Origin of the sequence: Microscilla marina ATCC 23134 (assembly GCF_000169175.1) — a bacterium.
Classification (GTDB): Bacteria; Bacteroidota; Bacteroidia; order Cytophagales; family Microscillaceae; genus Microscilla; species Microscilla marina.
Map to the genome: position 1 here is coordinate 121,793 of NZ_AAWS01000021.1, position 25,264 is coordinate 147,056.

A 25,264-nucleotide genomic window follows, 5' to 3' on the forward strand; every position below is an offset into this window, starting at 1 on the left:
CATAATTTTGTAAAATGTGGAACAAAAAATTATTGATAGCATGCCTAGGTATAGTCATGCTATTCTCCTCATGTAGTAGATTCCAAAGACTATTGAAGAAAGGAAGCGTAGAAGAGAAGTACAATGGTGCTATTTCTTACTATGATAAGAAAGACTTCTATCGGGCTGGTTTACTATTAGAAGAACTCATTCCCTTGATAAAAGGGCAAAAACGTTCAGAAATAGCTAACTTGTATTATGCCTACTGTCATTATTATCAGCGTCAGCGTCAATTGGCAGCTTACTACTTCAAGCGTTTTTATACCAACTTTGGGGCGAGTAAATATGTAGAAGAAGCGATGTATATGTATGCTTTTTCATTGTATAAAGACTCTCCTGAAGCTTACCTTGATCAATCTAACACTGATCAGGCGATTGTAGCATCTCAAAATTTTCTGAACCGTTTTCCTCAATCTAAGTACAGAGAAGAATGTTCACGAATTATTAGTGAGCTACGTAAGAAACTTGAGACAAAAGCCTATGAAAACGCTAAACTCTATTACAGAATTAGAAACTACAGAGCGGCAGTGATTACGTTTACAAATTTTCAGAAAGATTTTCCTGACTCGCACTACAACGAAGAAGTAGCCTACCTGAAAATTTTGTCACAATATGAATTTGCCCAAGTTAGCACGCTTAGAAGGCAACAAGAAAGGTTTCAAGGCGTAATAAAGTACTATACCGAATTTATAGATGCTTACCCTGGCAGCGGATATTCAAGGTCTGCAGAAAGGTTGTATTCTTCAAGCATCAAAGCATTAAGTAAATTTAAGCAAACAACAAAAAGCTAAGAAGATCGTGATACTCAACATGAAAAGTAAATATTCTGCGTCAACTCCTACGTTGATCACGCGGAATTTGATAGAATTGGCAGAACCTACTGGTAATATTTATGAATCGGTTGCCGTTGTTTCCCGCCGTGCGCGTCAGATTTCAATTGATATGAAAGAAGAGCTGAACAGCAAATTAGCTGATTTTGCTTCAACAGTAGATAATCTGGAAGAGATTTTTGAAAACCGTGAACAAATCGAGATTTCACGCTATTATGAACGTTTGCCAAAACCTGCGACTATTGCTACCGAGGAGTTTTTGGACAACAAAGTAGCTTTTCGCTATAAAAATGTAGAAGATTAATTATCAAAATAGTACTATACCAAAAAAGCCATATCATTGTGATATGGCTTTTTTGGCTTTATGGCCACAAAGAGAAGTTATTTTACTGGTTTAATTGAATAAACCTTTCTACATCTTTTGCTTTGCCTAGTAATAGAATAATATCTTCTTCATACAAAAGAGTATCGGCACGAGGCACTCCAATAATATGTTCTTGCTTTACTTTTTTGCCATCTTGTACCTCATCAAACATTCTTTTGATGGTAATTAGGTTCAGGTTGTATTTTTTGCGTAGCCCTATGTCAGCAATAGAGCGCCCTGTGACTCTTTTGGGTGTGTTTACTTCTACAATCTTATACCCATCAGGCAAAGGTAAAAACGAGCGAATGCTGGGATTAAGCAAAGTTTCGGCTAGATTTTTCCCTACTTCTTCTTCTGGTGAGAGGATTTCTTTGATTCCCAGTTTTTGTAAAATCATGCGTTGCTGAGCATTGGCAGCACGGGCTATAATGCGGGTTATTTCAAGCTCCATTAATTGTACAGTACTCATGAGTAATGACTCGAAATCTTCGCCAATTGCTACAATTACGGCATCAACATCTTGAATATTCTGTGCCTGAAGTGCTTTAAGATCAGTAGCGTCCAGTGCTACAGCATGGGCTACCTCGTCTTTAATATACTCAACTCGTTCGGTTTTATTGTCAATCGCCAAAACCTCAGCGCCCCGGCTTGCCAGTGATTGGGCAATGGCTATACCAAATTGCCCCATACCTACTACAGCAAATTTATTCATAATGATATATCTTACTTTTTAGAAAGGTAATCAAAACATCCAAACCATTTTCAACGCGTTTACCATTGGGTACAATGATGTCTGCATCGTATTTATATGGCAATATGTATTTTTTATAAGTGGGAATTACGTGGTTTTCATATCTGTACAGCACATCATCTAATCCATAGCCACGCTCTTCATTATCACGAATAATTCGGCGTTTAAGCCTGATATGGTCTTCTACATCAATAAATACTTTTAAATCAATGACGCGATTTAAAGGTTTATGATAAAAAATGAAAATACCTTCGACTAATATAATAGGAGCCGGCTTAAATTCCAGCATTTTTGGAGTAACATCAGGATTATTATAAGTATATTCTTGCTTGTATACAGTTTTGCCTGCTGCTAAACGCTGAATATCTAAAAGGTATTGTTCCAGGTCTATAGACTCTGGTGTGTCAAAATTACTGATACCATTGGCATCTTTTGGTTGTAAATCGCGATTATGATAGTAGTGATCTTGCGATACCAAACAAACATCTTCGGTACTGAAATTTTCTAATAGTTTATTGAGAATAAAGGTTTTACCAGCACCACTCCCTCCAGTAACTCCTACAATAAAAGGTTTGTTAGCCATCATTCAACAAAAGTAAAGTATTTAATAAAGATTATTACAGTTCATTTTCATGAAAATAGTTTAAACCGTAATAAAATGTAATATTGATAATGAATTAGATTTTATTTTGTAAGAAATCTACCAACTTCACAAAAGCTTTACTCCTGTGACTGATGTCGTTTTTTTGTTCAAGCGACATTTCGGCAAATGTTTGTGTATGGCCTTCAGGCAAAAAAATCGGGTCATACCCAAAGCCTTCACTACCTCTGGTGTCAGGCAATATAGTGCCAGCTGCAATTCCCTCAAATTGGTGCTGTATACCATTGACTACCAGTGTAATAACAGTTTTAAACTGGGCTTTCCGATGGGCATTACCTTGTAGATTTTTGAGCAATAGCGTAATATTGGCCTTGCTGTCGCCGTGCTTACCCGCATACATGGCCGAGTCTACTCCTGGTGCTCCCTCCAGTGCTTCTACTTCAAGCCCTGTATCATCGGCAAAACAATTGACCTGAAAATGATCCCACACGTATTGGGCTTTTTGAGCAGAATTACCTTCGATGGTTCCAGTAGTTTCAGGCAATTCGTCATTGCATTGAATGTCATCAAGGCTGATAACCTCAAAAGTAGCTCCCAGTTTGGCTTTCACTTCTTTTATTTTATTGGTATTACGGGTAGCAAAGCAAAGTTTCATAATAATTAATTAACTGATTTAAGCTCTATCTCAAACCATAGTATACTGTAAGGAGGAATGGTAAAATTACCATCATTGTCAATATTGCCAGCAGCTCCATAAGCAAGGTTAGAGTATAGAAGCACCACTTTCTTGTCTCCTACCCGCATCCCATTTACGGCAATGGTCCAGCCATTGAGTACCCTATTGTCCTCAGAATCTTTAGCCTTGAGGTCAAAAGTGAGACTTTCGTTAGTATCAAATATGGTTCCGTCTAAAAAACGCCCTGTATATGCTACGGTTACATTACTGTCAATACCTGCTTTCGGAAGTGTTACATTATCGTCAGGAGCTTTGATGATGTTCGCAGTAAATAATGAATCTCTTTCTATATAGGTAAGTGAGTCGGTGGCTGCAAACTCCAACATTTGTTCTCTTTCAGTTTTTATGTCAAACGACGATATGTCATACTTTACCACAGAATAAGGAGGAATATTCCCTCGACTTGATCTGCCATAAGCAAGGTTATAAGGTATGAAAAGCGTAGCTTGCTCACCTTCTTTCAGCCTTACTACCCCAAGTTCTATACCTGTTAATACCTTTGTACCATCTGGGTTACCATCAAATATAAACTCTGTAGGTTCATTGAAATAAGGAGAAGTACTGTCTACAACAGTACCGCTTAGCAAAGAGCCCACATAATGCATGACAGCTTTACTACCCAAGGTAGCTGCTTGACCTGCAGGGTTGGCTTTAGTGACCACATAATATAAACCTTGATCAGTTTGTTCCGCTGTTAGGTTATTGGTACTTAAATAATTAAGAATAGCCTGTTCGTTTTCTCGGAGTTGCTTGACATCCTCTGTTTCATCCTCAAAAGTTTTACAACTGGTGATAAGAATACTTGCACAGGCAATTACAACTAATAAAATACTTTGTCTCATAATTTAACTTTCTCACAAAAAAAATGATTCTACTTAACATCGACTAACTCTACATTGAATACCACTATTGCATTGGGTGGTACACCATCTCTTGAGCCTTTAGTGCCATAAGCCAGGTGTGAAGGGAAGATAAAAGTTCCGCGTGAACCTTTGTGCATAAGCGTGATTGCTTCTTCCCAACCAGGAATGACCGCAGGAGGGTCTTGGCCCAAGGGAAACTCAAAAGTTTCACCTTGTTGTATAGAGCTAAATACGGTGCCATCTAATAACTTCCCTACGTAGTGAACACTGACAGTGTCTCCGGTGTTGGGTTTTTTGCCCTTGCCTTCTTTCTCTATAAAGTAATACAACCCAGAAGGGGTTTTTTTAGGGGTAAATGGTTTTTTTTTTTCTAAAAAGTTAGCAATCAACTTATCTTCAATCTCCAGTTGCGCCTGTTTGTTTTTTTCCAGGTTTTTTTTGATGGTTTCTTTGCTTTCTACTTTTAGTATTTTAACAGTATATTGGATTTCTTTATCTTGTTGTAGAAAATAAGGAAGAGGAGCGTTTGTGGTAGTAGTCAATAGCTTGCAAGGTACCCAAAAAGTAGCGCTGTCGCCTTCAGCAAGCAATTGAAACATTTCTTTGTAGTAATTTGAGAAGTAGGGGCTTTTGAAAGGAATTTGTTTTTTTACACCATTCAAGTAGCTACTGTTAAGGGTAGAGTCTTTGTGGTTTTTAATTACCTGATGATAAGTCACCAACAAGTTATCTTGTATCTTTACACTATTTTTTTGCCTTACAAATATCTGGTATTTAATTCCCGAATTGGTTTGTTTGGGTGCACGGGGTTTTACCCAGCCATTTTGGGTTTTGCCTTCTTCTTGTGGTGTGTCCGAACAAGCCGTTATTGCGATCACACAGGCAAAAACTATGATCCAATTGTACCAATGATTATTTACCATATTTTTTGTTGCATTAATTGATCCTTGTAAGCAGGCAATAAGCCTAAAAATTTTTCTTGAACCTCTTCCATACTTAATGAAGATACCCCTCCTGCTGCATTTTGATGTCCTCCACCTGAGAAATGTTTGCGGGCAAACTCATTGGCGGCAAATTCGCCTACTGAACGAAAAGATAGCTTCACTACATCGGGTTTTTCTATAATAATGACTGCAAACAGTATCCCAGTGATAGACAAAGCATAGTTTACCAACCCCTCAGTGTCGCCAGGTTGATGGTTAAACCTTTCTTGTTCCTCTACACTGATAGTAAAGTAGGCGGTTCTGAAGTCACGCAGTACAGTGAGTTTTTCACGAAGTGCATACCCTAAAAATTTAAGCTTGCTCTCCGAGTTATTGTCATAGATTAAGCGTTGAATACGGTTGGTTTCTACACCTAAGTCCATCAGTTCGGCCGTAATCAAGTGGCTTTTTTTTGTGGTAGAGGGGTGTTTAAAAGAGGAGGTGTCTGTAACGAGCCCTGCGTATAAGTATTCACCCATTCTTACATCTATCAGGTGTTTGTCGCCCATCATTACGATAAAATCATAAATGAGCTCAGCCGTAGCAGCTGCCTTTACATTCCATAGCTGGTAATCAGCTTTGATGTTTGGCTCAAGGTGATGGTCTATGATGGCGACTTTACCTGAAGTCTCTTTAATAAAAGGTTGTAAGTCGTGTGAACGGTTGTAAGAAGAAAAGTCTATACAAAATACCACATCAGCTTGTTGGATCAACCTTTGGCACAAGTTGTGGGTTTTCGACCAGTAAATGATTACGTCATCGCTATTAGTCATCCAATCTAAAAAAACCGGGTAATTGCTGGGGCTTATCACCTGTACCTGGTGGTTTTTCTTTTTGAGGTAGCTGGCCAGTGCTAATGATGAACCAAGAGAATCAGCATCTGGATTATGATGAGCAATAATTGTTATGGTCTGAGGGGTGCTCATCATTTCTTTGAATCCTTCAATGTGTTGCATTGATTATTGCTCCAATGAGATAAATGTTCAGTTGCTTTAATCTAAATTATAGGATGCAAAAATAGTCCAAAAGATTTTAAAACAATAAATTTTTCCACCTTTTCACCTTTTTGGGTAGTGGTAAAAAAAAAGTTTCTAATTTTGCCCAAGATTAAAAAATGTCAATTTTTTTACTGTTATGGCAAACAACAGAACTTATACAATGATTAAGCCCGATGCTGTATCGGCTGGTAATAGTGGTGCAATCATTAAGATGATTGAAGAGGCGGGTTTCCGCATTGTGTCTATGAAAATGACCCAGATGACTAAGGAAATCGCTGGGAAGTTTTACGAAGTTCACAAAGAAAGACCTTTTTATGGTGAGTTGTGCGACTACATGTCTTCTGGTCCAATCATTCCTATGATTTTGGAAAAAGACAATGCAGTAGAAGACTTCCGTAAGCTTATTGGTGCTACTAACCCTGCAGAAGCTGCAGAAGGTACTATCCGTAAATTATTTGCTAAGTCTATCGAGGCAAATGCTATTCACGGGTCTGATTCTGACGAAAACGCCGCTATCGAAGGTGCTTTCTTCTTTTCAGCAGTAGACCAATACTAACAAGCTGCTACCAAAATATTTACAAAAAACACTCAGGGCTGTCATGGCAATGAGTGTTTTTTGCTTTTAGAATCCTATAAAAAAGCATTAAATGGCATCTAATAAATGTTGCAACTGATTTGCCTCACCCAAATAAAAATGAATATAAGAGGCCAATACATTTTTGTATTTGTATAGTTGGCTATCAACTTTTTGATTACGCGCGTTGCCTACCCGACCGATTGTAGTGATATTTTCATCATTGACTATTGTAGAGTAATGAAACTCGTGCCCCTTAAGTTCTGTTCCGTTCACATATATGCGTCGATAGCCCATCTTGAGTTTTTTGGGTAGCATACTGGTGCTAAAGTCAAAAACTCCCATCATTTTAAAAGTTTTACCAGCCTCATCGATAATAGACTTACCCAAATACATCATACCCCCACATTCGGCAAAAATATGCCCCGAAGCTTCTACATATTCTTTGATGCTTTGCTGCATAGCATCATTAGCCGCTAATTCATGAAGGTAACATTCTGGATAACCCCCTGGTAAGTAAATCAAATCTGCAGTTGGGAGGGCACTGTCATGCAAGGGGCTAAAAAACACTATTTTGCCTAATTGCCGAAAGGCATCTATATTTTGTTGATAGCAAAAGTTAAACGCTTCGTCTCTGGCGACAGCTATTTTCATTGTTGATACCAAAGGAGGAGGTGGAGTAGTCTGGAGTGGTTCAATGGCTCGCATACACAAGTCTAAAAGTGGGTCAATAGGTACGTGTTGTTCTACTGCTTTGGCAAGTTCATCAATTGCCCCATTATACTGGGGGAGTTGGTCTATAGACAGTCCCAAGTGTCGCGAAGGAATTTCGCAATTGCTTAAAAAAGGTAAACGCCCCAAAGGGACAACACCTACGTCGTGGCAGGCATCAATTAAAAACTGATAATGACTTTCGCTGTTTACCCGGTTAAACACTACTCCTGCCAGGTTCAAATCAGGGTCAAAATTTTTGAAACCATATAGCAATGGGGCTACCGAATAAGCCACCGCCTGGGCATCTACTACCAATATTACTGGTATGTCAAGCAATTTGGCAAGCGCAGCAGTGCTACCTTCGGCTTTGATTGACCCATCAAACAACCCCATGACGCCCTCTATGCAGGCCACCTCTGGAACTTGCATACAATGGGTGTAGTTTGCTTGTAGGTGGGCTTGTTCCATCATAAATAAGTCGAGGTTGATGCCTGTTTTGTGGCAGGCAAGTTGATGAAACATGGGGTCTATATAATCTGGTCCCGATTTGAAAGGTTGAATGTCAATGCCTCTGTTTTTACAGGCACGTAATAGCCCTAGGGTAAGACTGGTTTTGCCTGCATTGCTGGTGGGGGCGGCAACGATAAATTGAGGCTTTTTCATAACGATAAGCAACAGCGAATGAATGTAAGTAGTAAAATACAGGCACAAACATACAAGAAATTGAAGTTGCTTTGCAAAAAAAGAAGGATGATAAAGTAAGTATTGGTAAAAAGAGCGCATCATAGTAATTGTGTTGCCACAAAACTAAAAATCCCACCAAAACACTTTTGACATATAGGCTTTTTGCCCCAACGAAGGGCGGTTAAAATGGAACGATAACTGAAAAAAAGTAGGGGCATCGTAGTTTTGCAGACAAACAATCATTTGCGTTTTTTTGCCTGTCCTGTTGGTGAGTTCCAGCGCAGGAGGTGGGTTATAAAAATACACACAAGTACGAGCACTGGTCTTCAACAATGCATGGGAGACACCTTTTATTTTTTTGTTTTTTATTTTACCCGATAGTGCCACTATTTCGCCCAAGTGAGCTTTAATGTCTTCTGCCGATTGACATACCGGGAGCACCCGGTGGCTAAGTATTTCTGATGGGGGAGTATTTGGTTGGTCAAACTTGACGAAGACTATGCCTAACTTATCTTGGCAGTGAACGGGAGGTGTAGTTAAGGGGAGATGAAACGCCCAAGATGTAGACTGATAGTGTAGTGTATTGGCTTTGTCTGTCGAGAGCTTCCCAAACAGAGCTACCCAATGCCCCAAGTGTTGCTTGATATCTTGGGAAGTAGTGCAAGTAGCAATGCTTTGTATTTTGTTTATAGAACTAAAATAAGGCTGATTTTGAATTATTTGGGCAGGTTTTTTTTCCTGTAGTTCAGGGTCTATATAACGAGTAAGTAATGGGCTAAGTGGAGTATTGCTGAACTTTGCCAGGTTAAATGCAGTGTTCTGAAAACTTACTGTCCCTTCTACCAATATAAAATTGTGTTTTGTATCAACATCTTTTAGGACGGTATCATTGCCTAAAAATATCCACTCTTTGTTAGGCAGTAGCAATATATAAGGAGCTTGAGGCAAACGATACGACCGGGCTAACTGTCCTACTACGCGTATTTCTTTGCCCGAATGGGCTTGTATTTCTGAGAGAGACTGACAAACCATAAATGGGTGTTTTGTTTTTTGTGCCTGGCAAATACCAGATAGGCTAAGTAGCCACCAGGCAATGATTATTTTTGTTCTAAGAATTGTCATATCCTGAAGTTATTCTTTGTCTACAATGGTAGAAATATGAGGATTTTGAACTACGCTTTTTTGTTTTTCGTGAAATGACTCCCCTTTATTTGTGCCATACATCGCAAAGTACCACTCAGGGTTATCAGCTAGTCCTTCACAAGCAATATAGTCTCCTGCATCACTGCTTTGTACTACATTGGCGGCAAAGTGATAGTTATACCCTGTTTTATCTGTACTGTACTCAGCCGAAACAGCAGTAATGCCTTCTCCCAAGTCAGGGCGAGCTGCAGCATTCAAGCCATACTTTTGGTCAATAGTTTGGGCTTCGCTGTCCGAAAGTTTTTTATATGCCTCATAAGCTTTTGCTTTGTCAGCGTATTCAGGTTTTTTAGGGAATTCCGCCTGCATTACCTTTTGAATATATGCTTGAATGGTGGCCGTTGGATTATTGGTCACTACAGTAATCGCCCCATCTTTGCTTTTATACACCCGGTTGAACAGATCGCCATTTTCTTGATAACAACCCAAAATAAGCGCATTGGCCTGTCCACAATCTCTGAATTTCAGCTTTTTTGAAAAGTCTTCTGGCTGACTGGAATTGTAAGCGCCAAACTCCCTTTTTTCAGTATTTTTAGGATCGGTCATGTCTCGTTTAGTGCCATTTTTTGCGGTGTGCACTGGCTTTATTTTCATAAAGTCACTTTTATGAGGGTTGGGAGTATCTGTTCCAGGAACACTGCCTACGGCTAGGTCAGATGTTTGAGTTTGAAGCTCGATGTGCGACTTCTTGCTTTTGAGTATCGTGTTAGACTGTTGCACAAGGGTTTTGTCAGCCCAGGCTTGTACAGATGCAGCTCCTTTAGCTTCTACCGCCATACGTCCGTCGTTAGACACAAAAAGCCCTTTTCTTTGTGGATGTCGCCACCCTTCTTTTCTACGTTTATAATGCTTTTTTATCTTTCCTTTTTCAACTTGTTTTTTATACCTCTTATTAAAACGTTCTGTTTGTTTGGTATAACGTTTCTTGGCCTTCTCACTATAAGGTTTTGGATCTTTTTCGTGGGCATGCATTGCGTCATATTGATCTTCTGAAGGATGTCTATGTTGATCTTTAGATCTGTATTTTATATAGCGTTGAATGGGTTGATTGTTTGAGCGACCAGGTGTATTATTTATTGGTTTTTTGGCTTGTATAGTGTCACCTTTCATTGCCAAAGCACCTATTTTATCGGCTTCTTGTTCAAGTTTTGGGTCGTTGTTGATGCCTTGTCCGTTGTTGGCTTGTATGGTAGGTTGCACCCTTCCTTGTTTTTGTTGTGCTATATGAGTCAGTTCGTGTCCCAAATGTTGCTCTTTGCCTTGTCCCAAATGAACTTGTGTACCCTGGGCGGTAGCTTCTGCCTGAAGCTGTGCTGGTTTACTGGAGTTATAATGTACCTGAGCATCCGATACATCAGTACCCGTAAGGGCACTTACATTGGCTTTTACCTGGTGCTCATTGTATTTGGCTTTGCGTTGTATCGGCAGTTGTTTTGCCTCATAAGGTTTCATTTTAGTTTGTATAGGAGGTTGGGCGCCTTCTTTGGTTTGTTTTGGCGGAGGCATTCCAGCTTTGCGCTGAATGGGTAAATGAGCACTGTTGGCAGTTGTAGTTGATTGGGTAGCTGTGTTTGTTGTTGTAGTAGGTTTTTCGTGATCAGTTTTTGAGATATAGTGCATGTGTAGGTGTTTAAAAAACAATGTGTTGGTATAAAACGTGGCTCAACCTAAAACCTTGACAAATGAATGAAGGTATTTTTGTGAAACCACAGTACTTTATTGCAATGAGGTTATAAATATACGTATATTAATTGTTAAATAAGTAAGCATTTACAGAACTCTTCTTGGGTTTTAATCTTAAGGTGAAAAATTAGCGTTTTTGTTGTCTGATACTTCTGCTTTTGAGAAGCATAGTAGCACTATGTACCAATACAAACAAGGCATTAGCAGGCAAAATGGCGATTTTGTAGCCCAGAAGAAAACGTAAGATGATTTCATTAACCAAAGTTATAAAAAGATGAACCGTCGTGAATTTGTTGTAGGTTGTAGTGCTGCCATTACTGCTATGGCAGGTAGCCAGTTAGAAAGCTTTGCCTTTGCTCCTGAACCCAATGCCCAAAAAGATATTTTTGTATTTGTGTTTTTACGTGGAGGCTGCGATGCGCTTAACCTGGTGGCTCCCGTAGATGACCGTCATTATGTGGCAGCTCGCCCCGCTTTTTTACGAGTAACCGAGCAAGGAAAAAACCAGGGGTTGAGGTTGAAAAATAGTTGGGCAAATCAAGACTTTAGATTACATGGCAAAGCCAGTGCCTTACACGAACTTTACCAAAGCAATCAACTGGCAATTATACATGCCTGTGGGCTAAGCAATGGTACCCGTAGCCACTTTGATGCAATGGATATGATAGAGCGGGGAGTTAACCAAAAACAAAACAGCAAAGATGGCTGGCTTACCCGTTATTTGCGAACCGCTCAGCTAGAGGGAATGCTGCCCGCGATGGCGGCCGAAACCAACCTGCCAGCCTCCTTTATTGGCAGCAATCAGGCAGCGTCTATCAAAAGTGTGAAAGATTTTAAAGTAAATGGTGACCCGCGTTTCCTGGGCATTCTTAAAACGATGTATCAAGGCGACTCGTTGCTTGCTCAAACCGCTCAGCAGACCATTGAGACATTGAACTATATTAACAAAAAAATAGCAAAAGATAGTAAAGGAAGGCGTAAAAAATACCAGCCGTCCAATGGAGTAAAATATCCTGACAGGTGGAAAGATGGAGGTTTGGGGCAGTCATTACAAACGGTAGCACAAATTATGAAAATGGACGTAGGGCTGCAGGTAGCCACTGTAAGCCTGGGAGGTTGGGATACCCACGAAAATCAAGCCTTTCATTTTCCCCGAAAGGTAGAAGGTTTGTCCCAGGCATTGTCTGCGTTTTATAAAGATGTGGCCAATTACCAAAAACGGCTTACTATACTGGTGATGAGTGAGTTTGGACGTAGACTGAAAGCAAATAAAAGCAATGGAACCGACCACGGTCATGGGGGGATTGCTTTAGCTTTGGGTGGCAACGTAAATGGAGGGAAAATATATGGTAAATGGCCTGGGTTGGCTACTGAGCAATTAGACAAGCGGGTAGACTTGGACGTTACGACCGATTATCGTTCAGTATTGAGTGAAGTATTACAAAAGCGCATGGCAAGCCAACGACTTACTCAAATATTTCCTGGTTTTGATGCTTACCAACCACTTGGTTTTGTCTAATTAAATCAATTCAATTTTATATATTCAAAAACAACTTGGCTCATAGTTCGTAAAAAAAACAAGAGATTGGTGGTTTACTTTTGGGTTTAAAACAACATATATAAACGTATAGTTAAACATACAGCTTAAGCCAGCTATTTTTTCTTACAAACATTTGGATTACAGTTTTACTCTTTGACGTGAGTACAGCCTATTAGATAATTTAGAACTATGAGATGCAAGTTTTTATTGACAAAGTTAGGGGCTCTATTATGCCTGATGCTTTTTTTTGCCTATGGGAGTTATGCTCAGGTGGCTGAGTGGGCACCTACAGTAAATACCGCTAAAGTTGGAGGGGTTTTTACTAACCTGACCGACAATAGCTGGTTTAACGCGGCTAACTGGAACTTTACCTCAGGAACCGCCCCTGGAGGTATTCCTGACCAAAACACTACTGTAATTATAAAAAGTGGAACTGCCCCCTGCTATATTGAGATTCAAGACCCTAGTGCGAACAATTACCTGCCCAGAGCCAAATCTATCACCATTGAAAATAACGCTGGACTGTTCAATATTGCAGGCAAAGGCTTGAGCCTTGAAGCGCGTTTTTTAGAGGTGGCCGATGATTTTATCATTAACACTGGAGGAACCTACCTGGGAAACACTGAAGAACTGAGGGTCAATAGTAACTTCTTGAATAATGGCGACTTTATCATCAAGCAAGGCGAAAACGTAATAGAAGTAGGAGGAAACTATACCAACAATAGCCGGATATCTAAAGAAACAAGTTTTACCAACCGAAAAGTAATCATTGACTTTCGTAAAGCAACTAATTCGGTATATACCAATAATAATGGCTACGATAATACTTATACAGTGTACACCACTTTTAACACCTCACCCGGTACCAATGCTTTTACAGATCAAGAATTATATGTAAGCAATGCTGTAGACGAAATGTTGGTTACTAAAGAGAGCAATGCTACTGTAACCAATAATACCTCACCTGCTACTCCTATATATGTAGGTGTGGTTACCAGTAACGGCGACCTGGTAGTAACAGGTACTGGTAATCTCACTATTATCAGTGGTTCGCTCATTGTCAAAAACGTGGTGACTACTACTTCTGCCATTACAGTAGCCGATGGCTCGACTACCCACCCCAGAGGTTATTCCTGGAATTTGCCCAATGCCGATATTAGTGTGCGAGGCAACCTTACAGTGTCAGATGCGGGACCTTTAGGAAGTGGCAATGGAGCAAGCATAGACCTATTTGATACAGGTGCTACTGCCAGCAGTATTGCTTTGCACCTTGGGGGTGATTTATTTGACGAAAATACAGAAACACCCAGCAATACGCCCGCCGACCGACGTGGGTTTTATGTAGGGGTATCTACCATTACTACCAATACCAACGGAAACGATGGGCAACGTCCCTGGCTTATTATGAACGGTGTCACTAGTGGGGTAGTCACTACTCAAACCATTCGTGGACGGGCTACCTTACTCAACGACGCAGCCGATGAAGGAACCGAAGGACCCGGTATTTTGTTGCCGCGTGTAGTAGTATTAGACAATGATAATGTGACTGGGGATGTAACAGGCGGGGTAGAAACTGACAATGTGGTAGAGCTTGCGTCTGGAGCGAGAGTAGTAGGAGACCTTACCATTCACAAAAATACAATTTTCAATTTATTGTCTAACAAACTATTGGCAGGTGACAATCCTAGTGATGAACTCAATGTGTTTGGAACCTTGAAAGCAGAGCCCAATGCAGAGTTTCGGATGCACGACGATGTGATTGTGCGGGGGCGTAAGGGAGGTTCTATTATTATTTCAGGTTCTAACTCTGGACCAGTATTTTTTAGTAGGGGCGACACCGGCACCTATAGATTTGCTGTATACAGTGGTTGTTACGTCTCGGTAATTTATGGCGATTTCTTTCAGATGAGCACCAATAACAATGACTATGCCTTGGCGAACACCGGAACCGCTACCGATAATACTACTGGAGGCACTGATAGCAATGGAGGGCTTAAGGTCTATTTTGGGGCTACACTTGATCCAGTAAATAATTTTAGCTATTCGCGTTTGCCTGGTGACCTTACCCTTAATATGGATATTCCCATTACGGCCAATTCGCCCGATGATGGCACAGGTAATGGAGCCATTACTATAGATAATTTCTTTTTTGGCGGGGGTACCAATAATTCGGTCGTGAGAAATAACCAAAACGGAACGGTTCAAATGACCAATGCCATAGGAAGCTCGGCTGCGGGCGGAGTAGGTGAAGACTTTGATCAAGGTACATATAGTGATACAGGTGATCCGGATAGAATTATTTGGATCACCAATACACGTTGTATTTGGCAGGGAGGAGTGTCTAACCTCTGGGATAATGCAGCCAACTGGGTGAATGATGTAGGTGGAGCGTTGGGTTTTGTGCCAGGTACTGCCGGACACACAACGGTAGATGTTATTATTCCAGAGAATGCTACCCGAAACTGTAGACTGAATGTAAATAATATCCATATTGAAGGTACCCTTAGGGTCAACTTTCACTGGAATGGTGTGACAGGAACCAATCGCAGGTTAATCATTAATTCTGGAGTCACATTTTTGCAAGTGGGGCTTGATTTTATGGTAGACAATAACGGAAGAATAGATATACACAGCGATGCTGCGCCTAACCAGTGCAGGGTAGAAATAGGAGGAACAATCAACTTTAATAATAATGCGGCTACCTTCAACGAAGGAACCTCTATTTTGGCTTGTGTGGGGGGGCAACGTCAAAGGGTCACTATGAAGGGAGAGGAGTTGTATACGCTTGAGGTGGCTGCGTCTAAAACTGGAGACGTATATTCTGGTGGAGCCATTACCTGTAATGGTAACTTAGAAATAAAAGGAGGGATATTTAGAGGGAACGCCGGAGGATCGGATATAAGAGTCAAAGGTGATTTTTTACAAACTGGAGGAGATATTTATCCCTGGAATAGCGATTTTTTTGTAGAAGGAAATTGGTTGAACACCGGAGGAACGATGGCAAATGCGGGAAATGGCTCGTTTAATTTTGAGCCGAACAACACTACTACCCGCCAGATAAGAACCAATGGGCAAAGTTTTACAACGGTCAATTTTAATGATAAATATAGTTTAGGAGCCGTTACTCAGTATGACCTTGTAGACAATTTTACCATTATTACCAGTTTGAATATTTATAATGACTGTCAGCTCAATATTCCAGATGGTTTAACGGGTAACTTTAGCAAAACCAACATCCAAAATGGAGGTATTTTGAGTGTGGTAGGAGGTGGTACCTTGGCAATGGAAGCCAACGAAACCTTTACGGTGAAGGATGGAGGAAAATTTACGCTGATTGGCGCAGCAGAAAAATACGCCAAACTTACCCGTCAAGGGGCCACTGGGCGGTTTACTTTTGATGTAGAAGGCACCATCTCAGCACGTTATTACTTAATGGAGTCTATGGATGTCAATGGGGTAAACCTAAAAAGTACCGCCAAATCTGAAAGCCCTGGCACAATCACTTATGGTGGTGGAGGGAGTGGCTATACCTCTGACCCTGACGTAACCATTACTGGCGGTGGTGGTTCAGGGGCAGTTTTTACTGCCAACAGAACTGCCGACGTAGTAACTAGTTATGGTAAAACTAATGGCGGCGGGAATTTTACTCAAACTCCGGTAGTGATTGTATCTAACGGAGGAGGCGCAGGAGCTACTGGAAGTGTCATTTTGACGGCTACATCGCTCGATAAAGTTGTGATTTTTTCGGGAGGGGCAGGTTACAACAACGGAACCCACGCCTATAGTGTACCGGGAGGCGCACCCAATGCTACTATAGATATTGTGGTAGCAGGAGGGGTTATTACAAACATTAATGTAACCAGTGCCGGAGGAGGCTATACTGCCACTCCTCAAGTAGACTTGGCTGCAGTAGCTGGATTGGGTACCCCTTCTACTGCGGCGTCAATAGATGCTTACCTGATTGCTACCTCGATAGATCAGGTAATCGTACCAACTGCCTTGGTATATCCTGTGGCAACCTTTAGTGATGGGATATTTACCGATGGGATTGATGGAGGAGCTTTTATTACCATTGCTGGAAACTACACTACCTATAGAGCCACCAATGATAAATACAGCATCAGTACCAGTACTTCGTCGCCTGATGCCTATACCAGTGCATTGCCTGCCGGAGTAACCCACGACTATGGGACTACCCCCCGAATAGATACGATATATAACATAGTATTTCCTAAACAGCCTACTGACGATAATGGAGGCGTGGTGCCTTATAATATTAAAAGGACAGCTACCGGAAACAGTGTGTATACGCGCATGATACTGAAGGATGCTTTAGGCACCTTTTCGGGCGAAGACTATGACAATGAAGCTACCGTGACGGCTGTAACTGCTGGAACACCTGATAACACTTTTAACCCTGATGGCATTGCTACCACTGATAGTATGGTTGTGTGGAGAACTGAAGGGGTAAAACGTTGGGATGGGGGACCTTCATCTACTGGTACTTCGTGGAGCGATCCGCAAAACTGGCGACCTGATGGAGTACCAGGTCCTGGCGATAAGGTGATTATTAATTATGACTTGCTACAATTGCAATGGAATGTAGTAAACGGACCACCAGATGTAGTAGCACCCGCTAACTTTACCATCGATTTAGACCTGGATCCAGGGGTACAGGCCATTACTTGCCGAAGCTTGACTATAGAGTCTATCTTGCCCGATCCCAACTCTACCAACACCCGAAAACCGATTGTGGTAAATATGACTAAAGACGTGACCGTTTTAGAAAATGTGATTATTTCGTCTGATGTAACCATTAATCCTAATGTAGGACTTACTATGAAAGTAGGAGGGAGCTGGAATAACGATGGGTCGTTTAACCCTGGCTCAAGTGCTATGACAGTAGACTTTGACCAAAACTTTACTCGTACCATTACCAATGGTGGGGGGTCCAGGTTTTCAACGGTCTTGTTTAGTCAGGGAATCACCGATTTAGGGTCTGACTTATACGTAGAGGGTAACTTAACTATTGAAAATGGGGCATCTTTGAGCCCTTCAAACAATAACCGAAAGATTACCCTGGAAGGTGACTGGGTGAATCGTGGTGCTTTTGACCCTCAACAAGGGACAGTTCAATTTGGTAATGGAGGTTCGACTACCCAAAATGTTACCAGAGAGCCTTTGAATGAACTGCAAGAGTTTTATAGTGTAATTGTTCAAAAGCCGTTTGGCATATTGCAAACGGGCTCGCGTATGCAAATCAATTCTCAGTTGGACATTAAAAATGGAAAAATACTGACTGCCAAAGACAAAGAGTTGATTTTTGGTGATAATAGTAATATTCCTTTGGTTACTAACCAAAGTTATATTGATGGCCCTTGTGCTCATTTATTTTCTAATGCGACTACCTCAAGTAACTTTAAGTTTTATCCTATTGGTAAAAATGATACCTATATTGGAGGTTCTAACGCCAACCGACGTATTCAGTTGAGCGTAAGGTCTACCAATGTATCTATTCCCGACGGATCGTTTTTAATGATGGTAATGGAGCAATTTGAATCTCCCGCCGCCAACCGAACAATCCCGGCAGGCTCTAACGCAAACTATGTGTCACGTAGTCGCCACTGGAAGGTAACCCAAGGGCTTTATCCAAATACCGATTCACCTGTTTTGCAAAATGGTGGAACAGATATTACCATTGATAAAGCCAAAATACAATTGGCATTTGATGCTGGTTCAGAACGTAGTGATTATACTGGAGGGGCATCTAACCCGTGGTTGTTTGGCACTTCATTAGAAGAAATTACTTTTGCGTCTTTGGGAGAACTTACCATACTCAAAGACAGTGGTACAGATAAAAAAGGAGAGGGAGATGGATACCCCTCAGTTACGCTTACCGATGGTACACCGGGCACAGGAGCAGTCATTACTCCTGTGATTACCGGCGGTGTAATTACTGCGATGAACATTGTGAATGGAGGCGCAGGCTATAGTATGGGAGATCCACCCATTATCACGATTGGAGGGGGAGGTAGCCAAAACAATGGCATCAACCCAGGCACAGGTGCTTCGGTAGCCGTAGCAAGTGTAGATGGTAGTGGAGCCATTACCGGGTTTACGATCAGCAATGGAGGTACTGGTTATAATACTACTTATCCGCCTGTGGTTACCGTAGGTGGTGCAGGAGCCGTGGGACGTGCCACGGTAGCAGGTGGTGTAATCACTGCTTTGGAAGCAACTGCCCAAGGCACAGGATATAAAAACCCCACGGTAAACATTACAGGTGGCTCGCCTACTGTCAATGCTACTGCTACCGCCATTACCGATGCCAATGGGCGCGTTACTGGGTTTAATATCACCAATGGAGGGTCGGGTTATACTGTAGGGTCTACCGAATGGACTGATGCAGAAGGAAGCATTACCAATATCAATAATAATCAGTTTACTGTAGAATCTACCGGACCGGATGCTGACTTTGCCTTTTCATCCTTGGGCAATGGAGACTTTACCCTTGCCTGGAACTTTATTGCTTTACCCATTCAGTTTTTAGAGCTCAAAGCCTCCCCAATTGACAACCAAAAAGTGGTGGTACAGTGGGTAACAAATAATGAAGAGCTAGTGGCAAGGTTCGAGGTGCAGGCAAGTCGTGATGGAGGTAAAACTTTTATCACATTGGGTCAAGTAACCGCCAAAGGCAACGGTAGAGGAGTGCAAAACTATGAGTTTGTAGACCAAACCCCTGTCCCGGGTTTTAACTATTACCGTTTACGTCAAGTAGATGAAAACGACCTCAAACGTTTTACCAAAGTAATAAAAGCCGATATTGAGAAGCCAATGTACATAAAAGCAACGCCTAACCCGATAAGCAGAGGAGGGGTTGTAAAGTTAGAATTGCCCCATGTACCCAGCCAAAGTACATTAAAAGCGCAATTGCTTGATATGCAAGGAACCATTGTAAAAACAGTGAGCTTGAATAGCCAAAGTAGCCAAGGTTTTGTGGTACCAGCTTCGGCAGTGGCAGGAATGTATGTGTTGAGGGTGAGTGTAGACGGGAAAATTTATCAATCTAAAATTGTAGTAAAATAATATCAACCAAAATAACTAAAATCAAAATAGCGTCTGACCACAGTTTTGGTCAGGCGTTTTTTTGTTAAAAAGGAAACTCCCATTCACCTATATAAGGAATCCAGAGGTAGCCATTTCGAAAAAAACCTATATCAAGCCTAAAGCTTTGATCAGTGTTGGCAGAGATTTCCATTTTATCATAAATATCTTCGCGTACTACAAAACCTTTGGTCAATAACAAATCTTTGGGGTAAGGCAAAAACTCGTGCAAATCCCTCCATTTTGTCAGCCCCAATCCTACCATCGCATAATGAAATGGTGGTGCTTTGAGCAAAATTTTGAGAAATTCAAATCCAATCAAAGACATTTCATGCGCATCTTGTAACGATCTAATCCCCACCTGGCTTACTTGGTCTGTTTTGAGCAAATAGTGATTTTTGTGGGTTTGTAGGTGCAAGTTGTATTGGTTAAGCTTGGTTTCAATGGATGCATGTGTATGCAAAAAGGTGCCTACCTGCTCAGTATTATCACCTGCGTGAATCCATAAAGAAAAGTCAAAAGCCATTAATTACTTGATAAGTAAGTTTTGAAAAACATTGCGAATGTGAGGTAAAAAAGCTCCCACACCAATAAGCGTGTGGGAGTGAAGTTATTGTTAAAACGAGTAAATCTCAAGTAGATGTAATGATTTGTCTGGTGTTTAGCCCAACTAATACCCCTCATGTTTGCGGTTAAACCATTTGTTTTAGTTAAAAAAACATCAAACGCGAGTGATTAGCTACCAATCAGTACGAATGCTCCCCAATAAAAAGGTTCTTTAAATGTGGCTTTGAGTTGAAGTTGGGCTTTTTTAAACGCTTTTGCTTTATCACCTAACTGAAGCCAGTTTTTGTAAAACAAGGTCATCAATTGTTGAGTGGCTGCATCACTCACTTTCCACAAGCTCATAATCAAAGCTTGGGCACCTGCTACCTGAAAAGCGCGTTGCAGCCCATATACTCCCTCTCCGGCTTTTACGTCACCCAGCCCGGTTTCGCAGGCGCTCAATACTACCAACTCTGTTTTATCCAGCGACATGTTCATTGCCTCGTAAGCAGTTAATATTCCGTTGTTATTGGTTTGATTTTCTTTATTTTTCAGGCTATTGTCCATTGCTTTCTCCGAATCGGCAAGCATGAGCCCTGAACGTAGCAACGGATTTTCTTTAGCCTTTTCTATTTCTACCCCAAACAACTTATTGCCGCTTAAGTCTTTGTCTTTCAAGAAAAAACCGTGGGTGGCAATGTGCAATATTTTTGGTTGCTTATCGCTGATTGTCTTTACGCTCTCTTCGGAAGCTTTTTTTGCCATCAGCTTTTGTGTACTATAACCTGAGCTTTTTAGCAAGCCCTCAATGGTAATTACCTCCTTTTTAGTGCCAGGTAGTGCCGGAATTTTTCCTGTACTTCCATAATCAGGAAAACCCACCAGTACTGCTTGCCGATTGGTACTTAAAGGCTTTCGTTTTTTGAGGCCAATCAAATCTTTAGAGTTAGTCAATACAATAAAACTTTGCTCTTCTATCAGGTATTTACCATTTGGCTTTTGCAAAGTATTCAGGTTGATCTGATTGTATACACCATCGGGCGAAATGTACACCGTTTTTGCTTTTGGGAGCAATGGCTCTATCTCGCTCCAGTATTTTTTGTAGCTGTAGCGATCCTGGAGCTTGTTTTTAATGGTATTGCGGTAATATTTCAAATAACGGGTTTCCAGGTGATCGCCGTTTTTGAGCACAACTATTTTGGGAGAGGTTGCTTGAGGAGTTACGACCAATGCGGCGTAATACACAATGTTGGTAAAGTTATTTTTAAACTGATAAAACTGAACCATTTCTACCACTGCCTCATTGTTAGCCAAAGCCTTGGCAACGTCACTAAAACCAATGGCTTTGTCGCCCACTCCTCCCGAAAAGTCTTTCGAACGATTAGATAGGTCACGCTCCATCTTATTGACTGCTTTTTCCAACGAATCAAGGTTGATATCTTGTGCCTCCAGGTCTGCTTGCGAATAAGTATACAACTTGGCGAGCACCTCTTTTACATCAAGCCAATACTTATAATCCCCAATGAGCTTTTGGTTGCCGCTTCCTAGTATGCGTTGCCGTATTTTGTTGGCGTTGCTAAGCAAAATAGCTTTGGTAGATAAGTGATAGTTGAACATATCGGTGAGCAAACGATTGTCTTTGGGGTGGTTTTCGGCAGCAAAGGCATAAAATCTTAAGTAGGTAGGGCGCAACTTGTTCCAATATTTTTCCTTTTCGGCTTCACTCATGGCCGGGAAATATTTTTTTATAAATGTGGCTGATCTCTTGAGTACTTCACGGTAAAGCCCTGCTGCCTGCGAAATATTGCCCATGCGCCAATGAAGTATTGCCAGGTCTTCCTGCGATTCGGCGTAGGCCGGATGCTGATTGCTCAGCAAAGTTTCGCGTACTACCAATGCTTCTCGCAATAAAGGTTTTGCCTGATTATATTTTTCTTGTGCCCGATAAAAATTCCCCAGGTTACTTATAGTAGCGGCGTAGCCAGGGTGTTTTTTGCCAAACTTTTTTTCATATATTTTTTGCGCTTGTTTAAGCAACTGCTCTACCTCGTTGTCTTTGCCCATTTCTACATACAAAGCCGCCAGGTTGTTGAGCATATAAGCATAGTCGGGGTGGTTTTTTTTCCATTGGCGTTGCTTGCGCTTAATGGCCTTTTTGTAAATAGCTTCCGCCTCTTCGTAGCGTTTCATGTCTTGAAACAACAAGGCTTGATTGACCAAAAATCGTTGATACAAGGTAGAACCCTCCCGCATAGACTTACCAGAGGTCGTAATGGCTTCATTTAGTAGTTTTTCGGCTTGGGCATAACGTCCAATGGTTTGATATAATATCGCCTTATTGTTCGTCATGATGGCATAAGGCGTACTATTCTTCCCTTCGTTTTTGCTTACAATACCCATTGCCTGGTCTATCAGGTGTTCGGCTTCTGCATACCTTCCCAGGTCTTTCAACAACATTGCCCGGTTGTTCAATGCTGAAGCATACGCCGAATGTGTTTTGCCATATTGTTTGGCGTTCAACTCTACCATACGGGTGGTATACTCATCTGCTTCGTTAAAGCGCCCGGTCGTATGGTACAACAACGAAATATTACTCAATAATTTGTTATAGCGTTCATCGTTGGTTTTACCATGTTTATCATATATTTTTTTTGCCTTGGTAAAAGCATCCTCCGCAATTTTAAACTTGTTGCTTGAAAAAGCCATTTGCCCTATTTCAGTCAACGCTTCGGGTTTTTGGCCGTTCGCCCGGATCATTTCTTTGCTGTTAGCCCTCATTTCCCGAGCTTTTTCCAAACCCGTTTTATTTTCATCTTTTGCCAGTCGCTTGAGGTCTTTTAAGCTCATTTGCTTAAGGTTATCCCTGAGCTTTACCATATTGTTGCTCAATCGCTGATAGCGGGCAAACCGTTGTTTGTCTTCATAAAAACCTGCATTGTCGGTAAAAGCAATGGCATAACTAAAACTTTCTTTATCAAAATCTTTTTTTAGTTTTTTAAGGCGCTTTTCCCAGTTGGTGCGCAACTTTCTGGCAAGGTTGTTTTTTAGCTTGTCTTTGTTGACAAGTTTACCAATCTTGATCTGGCTTTGCGCCTGGTGCGAAATGAGCAATCCCCAACTTAGGATACTCGCTATGAAAGTAAATCTACAAAAATGTAAAAGGTTGTGCATGATTGTTTACAAATTAAGTTTTTGATCGGTTTATATAAACGTAATAGTAGGTAGAGGTTTGGTCATGAGTTGGCTGTTTTGTTGCCACTTGTCAGGTAACAGGCAAAATAAGCCGCTTCATTGTGATTAATCAAAAATAGTGAAAAATGGATGGAAAAACGCACGTGGCATATAATTTCAAAAGATAGAAGTGCGGTGTTGCTGATAAAGGTTAGCCTATTCTAAAGCACAAAAACTATTCAGTCAAGCATTTAGTATCAATACCATTGAATAGTTTGTGAGTTCAGATAAGCTATTGGCACTTGTTGCTTATCGCTAATAGCTTGTAGCTTTAATCTTTATAAGGGTCAAACACCTCAGCACCTGCCATAGCTACTCCAATTGGGTGCAGTTTGTGCAGTACTTTGATGGTATCGCCTTGGTAAGCAATTACATCCTCTAGTTTTTTATAGCATTCTGGGGCTTCATCGGCACCTGCCCCACGTAGCTCAATGCCCTTGTCTTTCATTCTTTGTTGTACTGCGCCAAAATTTACCACACCTGGTTTTACAATTGTTGGACGTTTTTTGCCTCTATCATCTCTAATCCATTTTTTCTTTCCGGCAGCTTGTGTTCGCGACATTACCCGCCCTGCCCCGTGCACTGTAGAATACAAGCCTTGCTTAGACTCAGCAGTGTCTACTCCTTCTACAATTACTGACGTATCGTACATATTGGCACCAATAAAACCACGTTGCCCCGGAAACGCAGGGGTACAACCTTTGCGTACTACCCAATATTTTTCTCCAAAATGTTCTTCTTCCCAGGCAAAATTATGATGATTGTGCACCTCAAACGTGCTTTCTGCCTGCAAAATTTCCAATACCTTATTTACTGCCCAGTCGCGTCCTGCATACGCATACTCGCCTGCCAGCCCTAAACAATAAGTATAAGCTTGCCCCAAATCAGTTGTAGTATCAAACAATATAGGCTTAGAGTCCATTCCACCCTCTTTTCCCCTTTCGGTAAATGCCTTTCCTTGCGACATGGCAATAAACCCCGTGGTGGTTTTATGACCAAATCCACGTGAGCCAAAGTGTACCCCTACCCATACATACCCTTGTTCATCTTCAAACAAATCTACAAAGTGGTTACCACTGCCCACTGTACCCAATTGTTCTCCTGCCATTTTTGCCAGTTCACGCAATGGTTCAAAATCGGCATGGGCAATTTTATCCAAAATAGGGTGGTCGGCTTTTTCACGATTAGTGCGCCCTACCCCAAAACTTATTTGTTTAAAAATTTCGTCCATTACCTTAGCCGTATCCATATCAGCAGCTTTTACATTGGTACGTACGGCCTTGTTTCCACAGGCAATATCAAAACCTACCCCTGACAAAGATATTTTATCTTTATAAGCCACTGCCCCCCCAATCGGGTGTCCATACCCATAATGAGCATCAGCAGTTAATACGCCTAAATCTTCTTCCCCCAGACAGTTTTTAATCTGCTTGATAGAGTTTTCGTCGATAATTTCTTGACCGAATATTTTTAAGTGTTTCATAGTGTTCAATTATTATTTAAATGAATTTTTTGCTATATAAAAGGGTCACATTCAATAAGCGCGATTGTTTTAACGAAGTAGCTCTTATATACAACCTCTTTGTTTCAATACTCCGCAGTGATTTTAGGAACATGATCGCCCCGTAAACGGGATTTCGGGCATAGCCCTCAACAATAACTGTCCGGTTTAGAACATATTAGCTTCGCAGAGCTTGAACTTCGTTCTGCGGTTCTCTTTACTGACTTTCGTTACTTTTAGCCTTTGGCAGAGCTCGGCGCAGCAGGGCTGCAGCCATCGGTTTCGCCGTAGCTATGGCTACGACTGCAAAAAGTGCCTC

17 protein-coding genes are annotated in these 25,264 nt (G+C 41.2%); 5 read left to right on the plus strand and 12 right to left on the minus strand.

Features of this window, described 5'->3' with window-relative positions:
* Positions 1-14 precede the first annotated feature (14 nt).
* Both M23134_RS19780 and M23134_RS19785 read left to right on the plus strand, forming a co-directional pair.
* Positions 15-830, plus strand: a complete 816-nt coding sequence (locus tag M23134_RS19780; protein WP_045113929.1) for an outer membrane protein assembly factor BamD — start codon at positions 15-17, stop codon at positions 828-830.
* 19 nt (positions 831-849) lie between these two features.
* Entirely contained in the window at positions 850-1,173 is a 324-nt protein-coding gene (locus M23134_RS19785; RefSeq protein WP_045113930.1) for a DNA-directed RNA polymerase subunit omega, read from the plus strand.
* Positions 1,174-1,255: 82 nt separating this feature from the next.
* Here the strand turns inward: M23134_RS19785 and M23134_RS19790 are convergent, their stop codons facing one another.
* The 6 genes from M23134_RS19790 to M23134_RS19815 all read right to left on the minus strand — a co-directional run bounded on the left by M23134_RS19790 (position 1,256) and on the right by M23134_RS19815 (position 6,123).
* A complete protein-coding gene (locus M23134_RS19790; protein WP_045113931.1) occupies positions 1,256-1,948 on the minus strand; it encodes a potassium channel family protein in 693 nt (230 codons plus the stop codon).
* Positions 1,938-2,567: a uridine kinase family protein gene (locus M23134_RS19795; protein WP_002699134.1), complete on the minus strand. Its 630-nt coding sequence runs from the start codon at positions 2,565-2,567 to the stop codon at positions 1,938-1,940. The genes M23134_RS19790 and M23134_RS19795 overlap by 11 nt, the downstream gene beginning before the upstream one ends.
* 94 nt (positions 2,568-2,661) lie before the next feature.
* Positions 2,662-3,240 carry an RdgB/HAM1 family non-canonical purine NTP pyrophosphatase gene (gene rdgB, locus M23134_RS19800; protein WP_002699135.1) on the minus strand — a complete coding sequence of 193 codons (579 nt, stop codon included), beginning with the start codon at positions 3,238-3,240 and terminating at the stop codon, positions 2,662-2,664.
* Positions 3,241-3,245: 5 nt separating this feature from the next.
* Positions 3,246-4,163 (minus strand): FKBP-type peptidyl-prolyl cis-trans isomerase, encoded by a 918-nt coding sequence (locus tag M23134_RS19805; RefSeq protein WP_002699136.1) that lies wholly within the window; start codon positions 4,161-4,163, stop codon positions 3,246-3,248.
* A 29-nt stretch (positions 4,164-4,192) separates the two neighbouring features.
* Entirely contained in the window at positions 4,193-5,107 is a 915-nt protein-coding gene (locus tag M23134_RS19810) for an FKBP-type peptidyl-prolyl cis-trans isomerase (RefSeq protein ID WP_002699137.1), read from the minus strand.
* Positions 5,101-6,123 (minus strand): DHH family phosphoesterase, encoded by a 1,023-nt coding sequence (locus M23134_RS19815; RefSeq protein ID WP_002699138.1) that lies wholly within the window; start codon positions 6,121-6,123, stop codon positions 5,101-5,103. Before M23134_RS19815 ends, M23134_RS19810 begins: the two co-directional genes overlap by 7 nt.
* A 178-nt stretch (positions 6,124-6,301) precedes the next feature.
* Here M23134_RS19815 and M23134_RS19820 point away from each other — a divergent pair, with 178 nt between their 5' ends.
* Positions 6,302-6,721, plus strand: a complete 420-nt coding sequence (locus M23134_RS19820; RefSeq protein ID WP_002699139.1) for a nucleoside-diphosphate kinase — start codon at positions 6,302-6,304, stop codon at positions 6,719-6,721.
* An 87-nt stretch (positions 6,722-6,808) separates the two neighbouring features.
* On the opposite strand, the gene M23134_RS19825 is transcribed toward M23134_RS19820, so the two are convergent.
* The 3 genes from M23134_RS19825 to M23134_RS39960 form a co-directional block, all read right to left on the minus strand.
* Entirely contained in the window at positions 6,809-8,116 is a 1,308-nt protein-coding gene (locus tag M23134_RS19825; protein ID WP_045113949.1) for a cobyrinate a,c-diamide synthase, read from the minus strand.
* Between the two features lie 144 nt (positions 8,117-8,260).
* Complete coding sequence (locus M23134_RS19830; protein ID WP_002699143.1) at positions 8,261-9,259, minus strand: hypothetical protein; 999 nt, start codon at positions 9,257-9,259, stop codon at positions 8,261-8,263.
* A gap of 9 nt (positions 9,260-9,268) precedes the next feature.
* The gene (locus M23134_RS39960) at positions 9,269-10,960 is read right to left on the minus strand and encodes an eCIS core domain-containing protein (protein ID WP_075164044.1); all 1,692 of its coding nucleotides are present in this window, start codon (positions 10,958-10,960) and stop codon (positions 9,269-9,271) included.
* Between the two features lie 337 nt (positions 10,961-11,297).
* On the opposite strand from M23134_RS39960, the gene M23134_RS19840 reads away from it, so the two are divergent.
* On the plus strand, positions 11,298-12,542 hold the full coding sequence (locus M23134_RS19840; protein ID WP_002699146.1) for a DUF1501 domain-containing protein: 1,245 nt from the start codon (positions 11,298-11,300) through the stop codon (positions 12,540-12,542).
* Positions 12,543-12,752: 210 nt separating this feature from the next.
* Positions 12,753-19,649, plus strand: coding sequence for a T9SS type A sorting domain-containing protein (locus M23134_RS19845; protein ID WP_082226605.1), 6,897 nt, complete (start codon positions 12,753-12,755; stop codon positions 19,647-19,649).
* Between the two features lie 64 nt (positions 19,650-19,713).
* On the opposite strand, the gene M23134_RS19850 is transcribed toward M23134_RS19845, so the two are convergent.
* The 3 genes from M23134_RS19850 to M23134_RS19860 form a co-directional block, all read right to left on the minus strand.
* Entirely contained in the window at positions 19,714-20,193 is a 480-nt protein-coding gene (locus M23134_RS19850) for a hypothetical protein (protein ID WP_002699149.1), read from the minus strand.
* A 209-nt stretch (positions 20,194-20,402) separates the two neighbouring features.
* A complete protein-coding gene (locus M23134_RS19855; RefSeq protein WP_045113933.1) occupies positions 20,403-23,384 on the minus strand; it encodes a CHAT domain-containing protein in 2,982 nt (993 codons plus the stop codon).
* Between the two features lie 331 nt (positions 23,385-23,715).
* Positions 23,716-24,927: an RtcB family protein gene (locus M23134_RS19860; protein ID WP_002699153.1), complete on the minus strand. Its 1,212-nt coding sequence runs from the start codon at positions 24,925-24,927 to the stop codon at positions 23,716-23,718.
* Positions 24,928-25,264 lie beyond the last annotated feature (337 nt).

Bases quoted from the DNA above. Each gene is read 5' to 3' on its own strand.
- M23134_RS19780 (WP_045113929.1), top strand. From the start codon at position 15: ATGTGGAACAAAAAATTATTGATAGCATGCCTAGGTATAGTCATGCTA.
- M23134_RS19785 (WP_045113930.1), top strand. From the start codon at position 850: ATGAAAAGTAAATATTCTGCGTCAACTCCTACGTTGATCACGCGGAAT.
- M23134_RS19795 (WP_002699134.1), bottom strand. From the start codon at position 2,567: ATGGCTAACAAACCTTTTATTGTAGGAGTTACTGGAGGGAGTGGTGCT.
- rdgB (WP_002699135.1), bottom strand. From the start codon at position 3,240: ATGAAACTTTGCTTTGCTACCCGTAATACCAATAAAATAAAAGAAGTG.
- M23134_RS19805 (WP_002699136.1), bottom strand. From the start codon at position 4,163: ATGAGACAAAGTATTTTATTAGTTGTAATTGCCTGTGCAAGTATTCTT.
- M23134_RS19810 (WP_002699137.1), bottom strand. From the start codon at position 5,107: ATGGTAAATAATCATTGGTACAATTGGATCATAGTTTTTGCCTGTGTG.
- M23134_RS19815 (WP_002699138.1), bottom strand. From the start codon at position 6,123: ATGCAACACATTGAAGGATTCAAAGAAATGATGAGCACCCCTCAGACC.
- M23134_RS19820 (WP_002699139.1), top strand. From the start codon at position 6,302: ATGGCAAACAACAGAACTTATACAATGATTAAGCCCGATGCTGTATCG.
- M23134_RS19825 (WP_045113949.1), bottom strand. From the start codon at position 8,116: ATGAAAAAGCCTCAATTTATCGTTGCCGCCCCCACCAGCAATGCAGGC.
- M23134_RS19830 (WP_002699143.1), bottom strand. From the start codon at position 9,259: ATGACAATTCTTAGAACAAAAATAATCATTGCCTGGTGGCTACTTAGC.
- M23134_RS39960 (WP_075164044.1), bottom strand. From the start codon at position 10,960: ATGCACTATATCTCAAAAACTGATCACGAAAAACCTACTACAACAACA.
- M23134_RS19840 (WP_002699146.1), top strand. From the start codon at position 11,298: ATGAACCGTCGTGAATTTGTTGTAGGTTGTAGTGCTGCCATTACTGCT.
- M23134_RS19845 (WP_082226605.1), top strand. From the start codon at position 12,753: ATGAGATGCAAGTTTTTATTGACAAAGTTAGGGGCTCTATTATGCCTG.
- M23134_RS19850 (WP_002699149.1), bottom strand. From the start codon at position 20,193: ATGGCTTTTGACTTTTCTTTATGGATTCACGCAGGTGATAATACTGAG.
- M23134_RS19855 (WP_045113933.1), bottom strand. From the start codon at position 23,384: ATGCACAACCTTTTACATTTTTGTAGATTTACTTTCATAGCGAGTATC.
- M23134_RS19860 (WP_002699153.1), bottom strand. From the start codon at position 24,927: ATGAAACACTTAAAAATATTCGGTCAAGAAATTATCGACGAAAACTCT.